This is a genomic window from Erwinia wuhanensis, assembly GCF_030484085.1.
Classification (GTDB): Bacteria; Pseudomonadota; Gammaproteobacteria; order Enterobacterales; family Enterobacteriaceae; genus Erwinia; species Erwinia aeris.
The window spans coordinates 15,036-27,321 of the sequence record NZ_JAUJUH010000007.1 but is presented as its reverse complement, the minus strand read 5'-3'; the positions used below and the strand labels follow the sequence as shown (position 1 = coordinate 27,321).

Sequence of the window (12,286 nt, the reverse complement as noted above, 5' to 3'; positions counted from 1 at the left end):
ACGCCCGGTTCCGCCGGGCGTTGCGCGTTTTACGGTTCGCGTCAGCCGCCAGGCTGCTATAGACTAAGACGATTCTCCGTATGTCGAAGGATCGTACTATGTCGCCTAAAAATCTCAGCGAAGAACTCTTTAAACCCCGCTTTAAGCATCCTGAAACCTCCTCCCTGATCCGGCGCCTGCATCATCACAAGCCGCTGCCGCTGCATTCCGCGCTGGAAGGCGACAGCCATGCAGGCTGGTATCGGATGGTTAATCGTCTGCTCTGGACGTGGCGGGGACTGTCGCCGCTGGAGATTGGCGAAGTGCTGGCCAGGATAGCCAGCAGCCGCGCCGACCACACTGATGAACAGCTGCTGGATACGGTGATTGGCTATCGCGGCGGCAACTGGATCTACGAATGGTCGCAGCAGGCCGCGCGCTGGCAGGATAAAGCCGCCTCGGCGGCTACCGATGCCGAAGCGGGCCAGTGCTGGCTGCACGCTGCTAACCTGTACGGCGTAGCGGGCTATCCGCATCTGAAAGGCGATGAGCTGGCCGATCAGGCGCAGCAGCTGGCGAATCGTGCCTATGAAGAGGCCACCTCAAGACTGCCGGGCGAGCTGAAAGAGCTGGAGTTCACCATTCCCGGCGGCAGTTCCATTTTTGGCTTTTTGCATATGCCGGAAAAAGCCCGCGCGCCTTATCCTACGGTGCTGCTGTGCAGCAGCCTGGATTCACTGCAAACCGATCACTATCGCCTTTTCCACGACTACCTTGCGCCGCGCGGCATCGCAATGCTGACCATCGACATGCCTTCGGTCGGCTTCTCTGCAAAATGGAAGCTGACGCAGGATTCCAGTTTTCTGCACCAGCAGGTGTTAAAACAGCTGGAAAACGTTGCCTGGGTCGATCATACCCGCGTGGCCGCTTTCGGCTATCGCTTTGGCGGCAACATTGCCGTGCGGCTGGCCTGGCTGGAAGCGCCTCGACTGCGCGCCGTGGCCTGTCTGGGGCCGGTGGTACACAGCCTGCTGTGCGATAGCGCGTTGCAGGACAGCATTCCCGAAATGTATATGGACGTGTTGGCCAGCCGGCTGGGCATGGCATCGGCCGCCGATTCCGCGCTGCGGGTCGAGCTGAGCCGCTACTCGCTGAAAACCCAGGGGCTGCTGGGCCGCCGCTGTCCAACGCCGATGCTGTCCGCTTACTGGCCGAACGATCCTTTCAGCCCGGCGGAGGAATCAAAGCTGATTGTGAATTCCTCGCTCGACGGTAAGCTGATGCCAATCGCACTTTCGCCTGTATTGAGCAACTTTGATAAAGCATTACGTGATATTGTTGACTGGTTAGCTAAACGATTAACACGCTGAGTGGCTAAATATTAACGCTTAGCGAAAACTAACGGGCTCAACAAAGGAGTTTTAACAATGGCGTTACCGAGTGGGCATCCCAAAAGCCGCTTAATGAAGCGTTTCGGCACATTAGGACCTTATATCCGCGAGGCCAAATGTGTGGATGAGCGCTTCTTCTTCGACTGTCTGGCCGTTTGCGTCAATGTGAAACCTGCGCCGGAACTGCGTGAGTTCTGGGGCTGGTGGATGGAGCTGGAAGCACAGGAAGATCACTTCACCTATGAGTATCACTTCGGCCTGTTCGATAAAGAGGGCAACTGGAAGCCTTCGGCAATTAAAGGAAAGGAAAACAACGAACGCCTGGAAGAGACGCTGCGTAATTTCCACGTGCGCCTGAAAGCGATGCTGGAAGAGCTGGAGCTGGGTCTGAAACCCGCTGCGGATTTCGCTGACGAGCCGGTAAAGCTGACCGCATAAAAAAACGCAGGGCGGCGCTTAATTGCTCCCTGCGCTTTTGTCTGCGCACCCATAAAAAAAGGCTGGCGATTGCCAGCCTTTGCTTACAGACACATAACGAGGGGCACAACAACCGCATCCGTGCGGCTCACATTTAAATCAGAACTGGTAAGTTACGCCTACCGCAACGATATCGTCGGTATTCTGCGCCAGCTTATTATCGTCATCCAGCAGGTTGATTTTATAATCCACAAACGCGGACATATTTTTATTGAAGTAGTAAGTCGCGCCCACGTCCGCAAATTTATAAATATCCGCATCGCCCACGCCGTTCTCAATATCTTTCGCTTTGGTTTGCACATAGGCCAGAGAAGGACGGAAGCCGTTATCAAACTGATACTGTGCCACCAGCTCGATATTTTGCAGATAGTTAGCGTAACCGTTAACGGCAACGTTGGCGTCATTAATGCGTGCCGTGCCGCTGATGGGCGACATATTGCGCGTTTCGGCGTAGGTGGCGGCCAGGTAAACGCTGTTGTTGTCATACTTCAGGCCGGTAGCCCAGGCATCCGCCTTGTCGCCGCGACCGTAAACGCTGGCCTGCTGACCGTTGGTGCGGTCGGAAGAAGAGATAGCGCCGTTAATCGTCAGGCCCTGCATCAGCGTATAGGCTACCGACGCCGCCATGCCGTCGCCGTTGGACGTGGCGTTAGAGCGGCTGCTGCTCTCATTTTTGCCCTGATACTGCAAGGCAAACTTCAGGCCGTCGACCAGACCAAAAAAGTTGGTGTTGCGGTAAGTCGCCACGCCGTTGGTACGGGTCAGCATATAGTTATCGGCTTTGGTATACGCGGTGGCGCCAAATTCCGGCATCATATCGGTATAGGCTTCCACGTCGTAAATCAGGCCGTAGTTACGCCCATAGTCGATGGATCCGTAGTCGCCGAATTTCAGACCGGCGAAGCCTAAACGCGTTTTGGTGCCGGTGGTGCCGTCGCTTTCCGCGTTGTTCAACGGCACGTGATATTCCCACTGGCCGTAGCCTGACATCAGGTCGTTAATCTGCGTCTGGCCTTTAAACCCAATACGTACGTAAGATTTGTCGCCGTCATTGCTGTCCGCGTCGCTTAAATAATGCATGGCTTTCAGCTTGCCGTAGAAATCGAGTTTATTACCGTCTTTATTATAAATTTCTGCGGCCTGGGCTGCCGTGGTCATAGCCAGAGCGGCGGTCAGGATTGCCAGTGCGCTTTTCTTCATTTTGTTGTTATTCCCAAATGAGTAAAATTTTAAATGGCCCGATGACGTTGTTCGGGGCACGAACGTTTTACCCTGAGGAGATGAAACTTTTATTACATTTATTCTCACTTCTTGTTAATTCCCCGTTTCTGGACTAGCGGCTTGCACCGTGTTTTTACGCCTTTTCGGGCGGCGGCTGTTGGCTTCCGGCACCACACCTGATAAAACGTCTTCTTCACCTTTTTAAAGCTATGGCAGGAAACAATGAGCAGCAGCCAGACCCTGGTCGTTAAACTGGGGACCAGCGTATTAACCGGCGGATCGCGTCGGCTGAACCGGGCACATATTGTCGAACTGGTGCGTCAGTGCGCGCAGCAGCATGCGGCAGGCCACCGGATTGTGATCGTTACCTCAGGCGCAATGGCCGCCGGACGTGAGCACCTGGGCTACCCGGAACTGCCGCCGACCATCGCCTCAAAGCAGCTGCTGGCTGCGGTGGGGCAGAGCCGGTTGATCCAGCTGTGGGAGCAGCTCTTTTCCATCTACGGCATTCATATCGGCCAGATGCTGCTGACGCGTGCCGACCTGGAAGATCGCGAGCGCTTTCTGAACGCGCGCGATACGCTGCGGGCCTTACTGGATAACCATATCGTGCCGGTTATCAATGAAAACGACGCGGTGGCGACGGCAGAAATTAAAGTCGGCGACAACGATAACCTGTCCGCGCTTGCTGCGATGCTGGCCGGGGCCGACAAGCTGCTGCTGCTGACCGATCAGGCCGGCCTGTTTACCGCCGATCCGCGCAATAATCCGCAGGCGGAGCTGATCCGCGACGTGCACGGTATTGACGATGCGCTGCGCGAGCTGGCGGGCGGCAGCGTCTCCGGCCTGGGAACCGGCGGTATGGCGACCAAGCTTCAGGCTGCCGACGTGGCCTGCCGCGCCGGTATCGATACCATTATCGCCGCCGGCAGCCGCGCGGGCGTGATTGGCGATACGATCGACGGCAAGCCGGTCGGCACCCGCTTCCACGCGCTGCAAACGCCGCTGGAGAACCGCAAGCGCTGGATCTTCGGCGCGCCGCCGGCGGGCGAGATCACCATCGACGACGGCGCGCTGGCCGCCATGCTGGAACGCGGCAGCTCGCTGCTGCCAAAAGGTATCCGTGAAATCAGCGGCAACTTCTCGCGCGGCGAGGTGATCCGCATTCGCAGCCTGCAAGGGCGCGATGTGGCGCACGGCGTCTGCCGCTATAACAGCGATGCGATGCGGATGATAGCCGGGCACCATTCCCAGCAAATCAGCGAAATTTTAGGCTACGAATATGGCCCGGTCGCGGTTCACCGTGACGATATGATCGTCAGTTAAGGAGCAGCAGATGCTTGAAGAAATGGGTAAAGCCGCGAAAGCCGCTTCTTACCAGCTGGCGGTGCTCTCCGCCGCACAAAAAAATCAGGTCCTGATGACCATTGCGGATCGTCTGGAAGCGCAGAGCGCGGATATCCTGGCCGCTAACGAACTTGACCTGGCGGACGCCCGCAAAAACGGCCTGAACGAGGCGCTGTTGGATCGCCTGATGCTTAATCCTGCCAGGCTGCAAGGGATTGCGAACGACGTGCGTCAGGTGTGCCATCTGGCCGATCCGGTCGGCGTAGTGATGGACGGTGGCGTGCTGGACAGCGGGCTGCGTATTGAACGTCGGCGCGTGCCGCTGGGCGTGGTGGGCGTGATTTATGAAGCGCGTCCGAACGTGACGGTGGATGTCGCCTCGCTGTGCCTGAAAACGGGCAATGCGGCGATCCTGCGCGGCGGTAAAGAGACTTATCGCACCAATGGCGCGACCGTGCGCGTGATCCAGGACGCGCTGAAGGAGCACGGCTTACCGGCGGGCGCGGTACAGGCGATTGAAAGCCCGGATCGCGAGCTGGTCAACCAGCTGCTGAAGCTGGATCGCTATGTCGATATGCTGATCCCGCGCGGCGGCGCTGGCCTGCACAAGCTGTGCCGCGAGCAGTCGACCATTCCGGTGATCACCGGCGGGATCGGCGTTTGCCATATTTTTGTCGATAGTAACGCGGACGCTGCGGCGGCGTTAAACGTGATCGTTAACGCCAAAAAACAGCGTCCCAGCGCCTGTAATTCCGTAGAGACGCTGCTGGTGCATACGGCGATAGCCGAGGCGTTCCTGCCTGCGCTAAGCGCGCGTATGCAGGATGAAGGTATTAATCTGCACGCCGATCCGCGCTCGCTGCCGCTGCTGCAACAAGGCCCGGCGGTGGTCAGCGCGGTGACGGAAGAACAGTATCGCGATGAATGGCTGGCATTGGATCTCAATGTGAAGCTGGTGGACGGACTGGACGAGGCTGTCGCGCATATTCGTGAATATGGCACGCAGCACTCCGACGCGATCCTCACGCGCAGCATTGTGAACGCAGAGCGTTTTGTTAACGAGGTTGATTCTTCAGCGGTATACGTTAACGCCAGCACGCGCTTTACCGACGGCGGGCAATTTGGCCTGGGCGCGGAAGTGGCGGTCAGCACCCAGAAGCTGCACGCGCGTGGCCCGATGGGGCTGGAGGCGCTGACCACCTACAAATGGGTGGTTTTCGGCAATGATACCGTGCGCGGCTAATCGCGTGGGCCACAGGGAAGTGGCTTACATTCCACAGGGAGATAAGTAATTGAACTAAAAAGGAAGGTTCTGATGATTACGTTTTCCCAACTGCTTCCCTTCGCGGCTATCGCTTTTGGGCTGGTGCTGACGCCAGGCCCGAATATGATCTATCTGCTTTCCCGTTCCCTGTGCCAGGGCCGCCGCGCGGGCTTTGTCTCGCTGAGCGGCGTGGCGCTCGGTTTTATTTTCTATATGGTTTGCGCCGCGCTGGGGATCACCGCGCTGGTTATGGCGGTGCCGCTGGCTTATGAGGCGCTGCGCATTGCGGGGGCCTGCTATCTGCTCTATATGGCCTGGCAGGCTGTTTTTGGCGGTAAATCACCTTTTGCGCTGCGCGACCTGCCGCCCGACAGCACCCGTAAGCTGTTTACTATGGGCTTGCTGACCAACCTGTTAAATCCTAAAGCGGCGGTTATTTACCTCACGTTGTTGCCGCAGTTTATCCGACCGGAGCAGGGCGACGTATTGTCCCAGTCTTTGCAGCTTGGCTTTACCCAAATCGCGATCAGTATGCTGGTTAATGGCTCACTTATCTTTGCCGCTGGCAGTATTGCTGGCTTTCTGGCACGGCGCCCAACGTGGCAAAAGCTTCAGCGCTGGCTGATGGGCACGGTGTTAACCGGCCTGGCGATGCGCATGCTGCTGGAAGGGCGGAAGTAACGCGGAAGGACGAGCAGACCGCGAACCGCCAGACAGGCCAGAAGAGAGGAAGAAAAGCAGAGCAAGCAAAAAACGGGGCGGGCGTTACCTGTTGATTATAAAGTCATCATTTAGTCCGCAGGCGCTTGACTCCGCGTCAGGTTTTTTTTAACGTAGTGACCGCAGTATCCCTTCAAAAAGCCGATATAGCTCAGTTGGTAGAGCAGCGCATTCGTAATGCGAAGGTCGTAGGTTCGACTCCTATTATCGGCACCATCTTTTCTAATAAAATCATTTGGTTACTTTTGCATTGTTTTGCTTTTTTTAACACGAATATGCATTTTTGCGCGTTGTGAGTGTGGCAAAATTGTGGCAGATACAGTGAGATTGTTTGTGACTCAATGCAAGGGTATGCTAACAGCATGTATTACCTTGTAGCTCCCGCCTGTCTTGTCTTTTGAGCAATGTTACTACTTTGATGGCTTCTGGTTACGGAGGTTGTCAGTTCACTGCCTGCACGAATGGGTCGAAAGGATGTTACTAAAAAAACATACATACAAACACGTTTAGTCGCCCATTTGGGTATTTGCATTCATTTGACTACCCGTTTGCATTTTACTTGGTCATCTCCAACAAAAAAATGCATCCAATATCCTGTTAAATTGACAGGCATCTTTGAGCGAGAAGCGGACGTAGAGTCTTTTATCGAAATGATTCATTCTTTTGATAAGCTGGTTTAACCATGTGAGCCACTTCTTGGTTGAGAGTTTACTCACTTGGCACCGAGCCTGTACTACGTGTTTGAGATCATAGCGCCCTTTGTTTTCTATGGTGAAAATGGCTAGAGGATTGTTACCTACATCACCATTTGAACATCTTCTTACTTATCTGGGGCATTTTTAATCTCAAACAACTCGATTAATCATCCTGTAGCGAATAAAATTTAATTTTAGTCGTTATCTGATTGCGAGTTTGATGGTTAGCTTACTCTGTGTAATATTTTTGCACATTTACCGCATGCAGTGCTTATGCAGCTGAGGGCGGTAGCTTGGTATATAACTTGCTGACTATGACATTCGCTTGGCTAGCGCATTCGAGCCCATTCTTAGCAGAAAATGGAATTATTTTCGCTTGGGCATCCCTGATTCAGGGGGGGGGGGGGGCAAGATTTATATCAAAAGTCAAACACAATTTATCAATTAATGGATTGCTCTTTCATAGCATGAGGTTTGGTTTATGCACACCATCTACGGAGAAACTATTAACGATCTAATGATAAAAGTCATAGAAAAAGTGCTCTTTGAGGGTATCAGCATACCGACTAGGAATGGGGATGCTGTGACTATCTATGATGTTAGTATGATCCTGAGGAATCCAAGATCAAGGCATTTAAGTTTATTCGGTCGAAAAAACAACATATTCTCAACTTTCGCCGAGGCAATGTGGGTTTTTGCAGGTGATAATCGGATTCATCCATATTTAACTTTTTTTCTGCCAAGAGCTCCTAAATATTCAGATGATGGAATCATTTGGCGAGCTGCTTATGGAGAAAGGCTTTACGCTCATGGGCAACTAGAGAACGTTGTACAACAATTCAAAAATGACGGGATTTTTACTAGGCGAGCCGTTATCAGTTTATACATGCCTGACAGAGACACTAATGACAGTCTTAGAAAAAGATACAATTTAGAGAATAGCGCTGACATACCCTGTAATAATTTAATTCATTTCTTTATCACTCCGGATAAGAAACTAAATATTAAAATAATTCAAAGAAGTGGAGACTTGATATTCGGGGTAAGTAATATTAATATTTTTGAATTTAGTTTACTCCAGGATATTGTGCTATCTATATTACAGCGAGAAGTTGATAGTCAAATTAAACTCGGATATTTGCATCATTCAATAACAAATCTGCATATTTATGAAGATAGGATAGAGCAAGCTAGAGATATTTTCAAATTTAAGGAAAGACAAATAATAGATTTAGTCAATGATGATGAAATTGCATTCCCATCATCATTACTCACTATAAAAATGTTATTCTGTGAAATAGTCTCATTTCTTGATTCAAAAATAACAGACTTACCTCATAACGTTAATGCTTTAACTCAGGAAGTTGCTAAGCTAAAAAACATATTCGATAAACACTCTGTAAAAATAGAAAATAACCTGTTATGGGGATATGCAGAAGCTGCTTTATCATATGTATACCAAGTTAGATTTGATCAGCCAATAGCATTGAGCACTAAGTTAAGTAATGATTTCAGCCTAAGCGTAAATTCAAACTACTTTAATAGGTCCAATAAGGGAAATATATGAAAATTGCTTTCATGGGTATATCAGGTAGTGGGAAGGATTTTCTTGCAAATTATCTGATGTATAAGCATGGGTTTATAAGATTATCATTTAGTGATCAACTTAAAAAATTAGCGCATTACATTTACCCATGGATGGAAAAAGATTATCCTTCTAAAGAGAAAACATCCCCACTAAATATTTCCTTATCGACTGGTGAAGTTATCAATTATTCCCCAAGAGATATATGGTTAAGTCTAAATAAGTTAAGAGAGATTGAAGAGAAGATATTTATTAGAATGCTATCAGAAGAGTTAAACCTTCTACAATCAAATAGTACGGTTAATGAAAGAAGAATAATAATTACTGATATAAGATCTAATGAAGAGTTCATATGGTGCAAGGATAATCAGTTTACTGTAATCTATATAGAAAGGGAAGCAAATGATTATAAAAAATATGAGATTGACAATCAGGTAATTGAGAATAAAGGAAAGGCAGATTATCACTTTCATAACAATACAAGTGGAATAGATAGTTTTAAGTTTTTCTTTGAAGAGGAACTATCCAATGGATAATAAGAACGATCAACTATTTTGTAATGTTAGTGAGATTAAAATTAAAACCGCCAAGCCAATATTAAATGAAAATGTTATCAGGGAATGGTTTTATCATCAACGAGAAAGGACTTCTATATATTACAGGAAGGAAATACTTAAATACCCACCTTATTGGACAGATGACGAAATTTTGAGGAGTTATAAATTCGTTAATACCAAGAGAACATGGGATAGAGAAACAAAATGGCTTTTGGCTAATATAATTAATAATAGCGATGTGACTTATGAAAATAAAATACTCAATTCATTTCTCTTTAGGGTAATAAACAAAAGTGAGACCCTGAATGAAATTAACGCTCCCTTTGATTTCTCGAGAATGACCATTATTGATATTGATCATAAAATTAGAGAAAAAACTCATGACATATCAATAAAGAACCCAGAGTATGTTTTTTTTAGCGCCGCGTATATACTTGGCGGACCTAAAGTTAATTTTGGAAGGTTTTTAGAAGGAAAAGAGCATAAAACGGAAATAAACATGATTATCAGGATGATTAAGTTTGTTTTTTACAACCAAGATAAAATAGTAAAAGGAGTAAAGTCGGCGGCAAATCAGTTAGAAGTATTTAATCATCTTAAATCATTCGCTGGGATTGGTGATTTTCTTGCTTATCAAATCTTTGTGGATTTAACATACATAGTTAATTTTCCATTTACAGAAATGAACTTTGTTATTTCGGGCCCTGGCTGTGAAAGAGGAATTAATTGGATTTTTTCTGATAGAGGAGGAATGAACAGCGAAGAATGTTTATTTTGGTTCACTATTAACCAAAACAATATTGCAGAAAAATATAATGAACAGTGGGAAATGGATAAAATATTTCACTTTTTATCTAAAGAAGAAAGAATATATACATTAATGGATATGGAAAATAGTGGCGCCTGCGAAATAGATAAAAGATGTAGAACAAAATTTGGTAGCAAAAGACCAAAGCAAAAATATCATTATCAAAAAACATGAGGCTATTTTGATAACTGATAACTTCAATTTTTAGAAAGGATTTTAAAATGGCTAAAGAAATTAAGAAAAATGTTTTTGTTAGTCATCATCACAAAGATGACGCCAGTGTCGATGGGGTTTCGCGGTTAGCTGCAGCAAAAGGTTATCACCTACGAAATAGTTCTGTTAGAATGAAACCTGAAAATCAGAGACGTGCTGATGAAAAAAAGATTAGTGATAGAACCATAGCACGTTTGCTCAGAATGAAAATGAGATGGGCTGGTCAAGTTATAGTAGTTATCGGGAAAGAGACACACACAAGATCATGGGTGAATTGGGAAATTCAAGCAGCTCATCAGCTTGGTAAACCTATTATAGGTGTATATGAAAATGGTTTAAAAGGCGATGTAAAACTACCAGAAAATCTCGAAAAATATGCAACTTCTATCGTTGCTTGGAGAAGCGATGCAATTATCAGTGCACTTGAGGGTAAAACAATTTTTCAAAAGCCTGATGGTACTGATAGGGATAAAGTTCAAGGGGGGAATATAGTATGTTAATAGAAAAAAACTCTTATCTTTATGCCTATGCAATAACACGAGACTTTGGCTTTGCACCTAATCCATTTCATGGAATGTGTACCTTAGCAACATGCAAGCCTAGAATTAGGAAGGCAGCTAACATTGGTGATTGGATTTTGGGGGTTGGCGGATCTAATTTAAAATCGGTTAGAAAAAAGTGTATTCTATTAATGAAGGTGACTGAAAAAATAAGTTTTAATGATTATTGGGAAGGCAATATATTCGCCATTAAAAAGCCAGCCAGAAATGGTAGTCATGTGCAGATGTTGGGGGATAATATCTATCATCAGGACAACAACAATGATTGGATTCAAGAAGATTCACATCATAGCAATGCTGATGGCTCATTCAATATGACAAATCTTGAACGTGATACTCGTACTGACCAAGTGTTGATTTCAAGAAATTTTTATTATTTTGGTGATAAAGCCGTTGATGTAGACCTAGACTCGATTGGCTATCACAGAATTAGAGACTATATAAAGCTCTCCTTAGAACACTCTATCCCTGCAAATGATCTTATTAAAAAAATAGACGCTGAGTTTTATAGTGACAAAAACTTAGTTATATCTGATCCATGCCAGTTCTCTGATTTCTATAAACGTGTAGATCAGGGAACTGGTGAACTCTATTAATAAACACTCACATTCTAAATCTGAATATTATTTAAAACCCCAATTTTCATCCAGTAATTGGCAATCTTGCAATGTTTTGTAATTCAAGATCCTACAGAGAAACTTGCTATGTAATCCGATTAAACAGGGCTTTGCATTATGATTTCAACTTGGTATTTCTGGTTGCTATCAAGAAGATGGTTAATCCGAATAGCGGCAACGCCTTTTCCTGCCCCCTAACGACCTCTTCCTATATCCATGGGCACGTAGCCGATCAACCCCAAGGACACCTCATGGCTTGTCAATTGGATTGAGAGCAGCATAGCGGTTTGATTAGATAACGATCGAATAAAGATGCGAAATCCACGTCTTCCAGGCGGCCTCCATATAAGTAGCCATGATCCCTTGCCAAGCTCAGTGCTGCGCCTCCTGGGGCGGCGACCGGTAGAATTATTGCGTCAGGATGAAATTGCTTAAAGAGCTCATACTCAACCTGAACTCCCTCCATACCCCCTACAAAGACTGCGCCAACTAAGTCGCATCGAGACAACATTTCCTGCCGCATAAGATGTAGGCTGCCGTCTAGATCATCAGGTACTGCGTCGGTGTAAACGACATTGTCGAATCGCTCATTTTCTTCAGGATACCGGCCTTCGAAAAATCGGCTCTGGTACAATACAACGGAGCGAGTGTAATCGACGCCCAGATCTTCGCAAATACTCCAGATCATGGGGGTTATTGCAGGGTGCCCCCCCCATACGATTTTCATTTTTCTTACGACCGCAATTGCAAACTCACGTACAGCGCACTGAATCAGGAACGGATCAGCAGTTTCGTAATAATCACCTCGTCCATTGACCGGGACGCTTGCTGAGAGAAAAATAGAATCCACTT

Annotated in this window: 11 protein-coding genes, 1 tRNA gene and 1 pseudogene; 11 read left to right on the top strand and 2 right to left on the bottom strand. The window is 47.5% G+C overall.

The features are described 5' to 3' along the window. Nucleotides 1-98 precede the first annotated feature (98 nt). Nucleotides 99-1,349 (top strand): esterase FrsA, encoded by a 1,251-nt coding sequence (gene frsA / locus QZH36_RS16310; RefSeq protein ID WP_253455162.1) that lies wholly within the window; start codon nucleotides 99-101, stop codon nucleotides 1,347-1,349. A gap of 57 nt (nucleotides 1,350-1,406) precedes the next feature. Further along, nucleotides 1,407-1,808, top strand: coding sequence for a sigma factor-binding protein Crl (crl, locus tag QZH36_RS16305; RefSeq protein ID WP_301730666.1), 402 nt, complete (start codon nucleotides 1,407-1,409; stop codon nucleotides 1,806-1,808). Between the two features lie 138 nt (nucleotides 1,809-1,946). On the opposite strand, the gene QZH36_RS16300 is transcribed toward crl, so the two are convergent. Further along, nucleotides 1,947-3,047, bottom strand: coding sequence for a porin (locus tag QZH36_RS16300; RefSeq protein ID WP_253455160.1), 1,101 nt, complete (start codon nucleotides 3,045-3,047; stop codon nucleotides 1,947-1,949). A 243-nt stretch (nucleotides 3,048-3,290) separates the two neighbouring features. On the opposite strand from QZH36_RS16300, the gene proB reads away from it, so the two are divergent. The 9 genes and pseudogenes from proB to QZH36_RS16255 all read left to right on the top strand — a co-directional run bounded on the left by proB (nucleotide 3,291) and on the right by QZH36_RS16255 (nucleotide 11,413). Next, entirely contained in the window at nucleotides 3,291-4,394 is a 1,104-nt protein-coding gene (gene proB, locus QZH36_RS16295; RefSeq protein WP_253455158.1) for a glutamate 5-kinase, read from the top strand. A 10-nt stretch (nucleotides 4,395-4,404) separates the two neighbouring features. Beyond that, nucleotides 4,405-5,658, top strand: a complete 1,254-nt coding sequence (proA, locus tag QZH36_RS16290; RefSeq protein ID WP_301730665.1) for a glutamate-5-semialdehyde dehydrogenase — start codon at nucleotides 4,405-4,407, stop codon at nucleotides 5,656-5,658. Nucleotides 5,659-5,730: 72 nt separating this feature from the next. Beyond that, a complete protein-coding gene (locus QZH36_RS16285) occupies nucleotides 5,731-6,360 on the top strand; it encodes a LysE family translocator (protein ID WP_253455156.1) in 630 nt (209 codons plus the stop codon). A gap of 179 nt (nucleotides 6,361-6,539) precedes the next feature. Continuing rightward, nucleotides 6,540-6,615, top strand: a tRNA-Thr gene (locus QZH36_RS16280). Between the two features lie 960 nt (nucleotides 6,616-7,575). Then, the gene (locus tag QZH36_RS16275; RefSeq protein WP_301730664.1) at nucleotides 7,576-8,661 is read left to right on the top strand and encodes a thymidylate synthase; all 1,086 of its coding nucleotides are present in this window, start codon (nucleotides 7,576-7,578) and stop codon (nucleotides 8,659-8,661) included. Next, nucleotides 8,658-9,215, top strand: coding sequence for a P-loop nucleotide/nucleoside kinase family protein (locus tag QZH36_RS16270; RefSeq protein ID WP_301730663.1), 558 nt, complete (start codon nucleotides 8,658-8,660; stop codon nucleotides 9,213-9,215). The genes QZH36_RS16275 and QZH36_RS16270 overlap by 4 nt, the downstream gene beginning before the upstream one ends. After that, a pseudogene (locus QZH36_RS16265) lies at nucleotides 9,208-10,229 on the top strand (nucleotide kinase domain-containing protein). Before QZH36_RS16270 ends, QZH36_RS16265 begins: the two are co-directional and overlap by 8 nt. A 36-nt stretch (nucleotides 10,230-10,265) precedes the next feature. After that, entirely contained in the window at nucleotides 10,266-10,757 is a 492-nt protein-coding gene (locus QZH36_RS16260; protein ID WP_301730661.1) for a TIR domain-containing anti-phage protein, read from the top strand. Beyond that, nucleotides 10,751-11,413 carry an Nmad2 family putative nucleotide modification protein gene (locus tag QZH36_RS16255; RefSeq protein ID WP_301730660.1) on the top strand — a complete coding sequence of 221 codons (663 nt, stop codon included), beginning with the start codon at nucleotides 10,751-10,753 and terminating at the stop codon, nucleotides 11,411-11,413. Before QZH36_RS16260 ends, QZH36_RS16255 begins: the two co-directional genes overlap by 7 nt. 280 nt (nucleotides 11,414-11,693) lie before the next feature. On the opposite strand, the gene thcA is transcribed toward QZH36_RS16255, so the two are convergent. Continuing rightward, nucleotides 11,694-12,284 carry a Thoeris type III anti-phage system protein ThcA gene (gene thcA, locus QZH36_RS16250; RefSeq protein WP_301730659.1) on the bottom strand — a complete coding sequence of 197 codons (591 nt, stop codon included), beginning with the start codon at nucleotides 12,282-12,284 and terminating at the stop codon, nucleotides 11,694-11,696. Nucleotides 12,285-12,286 lie beyond the last annotated feature (2 nt).

Excerpts from the sequence above, each read along its gene's own strand:
- frsA (WP_253455162.1), top strand. The coding sequence starts at position 99 with ATGTCGCCTAAAAATCTCAGCGAAGAACTCTTTAAACCCCGCTTTAAG.
- crl (WP_301730666.1), top strand. The coding sequence starts at position 1,407 with ATGGCGTTACCGAGTGGGCATCCCAAAAGCCGCTTAATGAAGCGTTTC.
- QZH36_RS16300 (WP_253455160.1), bottom strand. The coding sequence starts at position 3,047 with ATGAAGAAAAGCGCACTGGCAATCCTGACCGCCGCTCTGGCTATGACC.
- proB (WP_253455158.1), top strand. The coding sequence starts at position 3,291 with ATGAGCAGCAGCCAGACCCTGGTCGTTAAACTGGGGACCAGCGTATTA.
- proA (WP_301730665.1), top strand. The coding sequence starts at position 4,405 with ATGCTTGAAGAAATGGGTAAAGCCGCGAAAGCCGCTTCTTACCAGCTG.
- QZH36_RS16285 (WP_253455156.1), top strand. The coding sequence starts at position 5,731 with ATGATTACGTTTTCCCAACTGCTTCCCTTCGCGGCTATCGCTTTTGGG.
- QZH36_RS16275 (WP_301730664.1), top strand. The coding sequence starts at position 7,576 with ATGCACACCATCTACGGAGAAACTATTAACGATCTAATGATAAAAGTC.
- QZH36_RS16270 (WP_301730663.1), top strand. The coding sequence starts at position 8,658 with ATGAAAATTGCTTTCATGGGTATATCAGGTAGTGGGAAGGATTTTCTT.
- QZH36_RS16260 (WP_301730661.1), top strand. The coding sequence starts at position 10,266 with ATGGCTAAAGAAATTAAGAAAAATGTTTTTGTTAGTCATCATCACAAA.
- QZH36_RS16255 (WP_301730660.1), top strand. The coding sequence starts at position 10,751 with ATGTTAATAGAAAAAAACTCTTATCTTTATGCCTATGCAATAACACGA.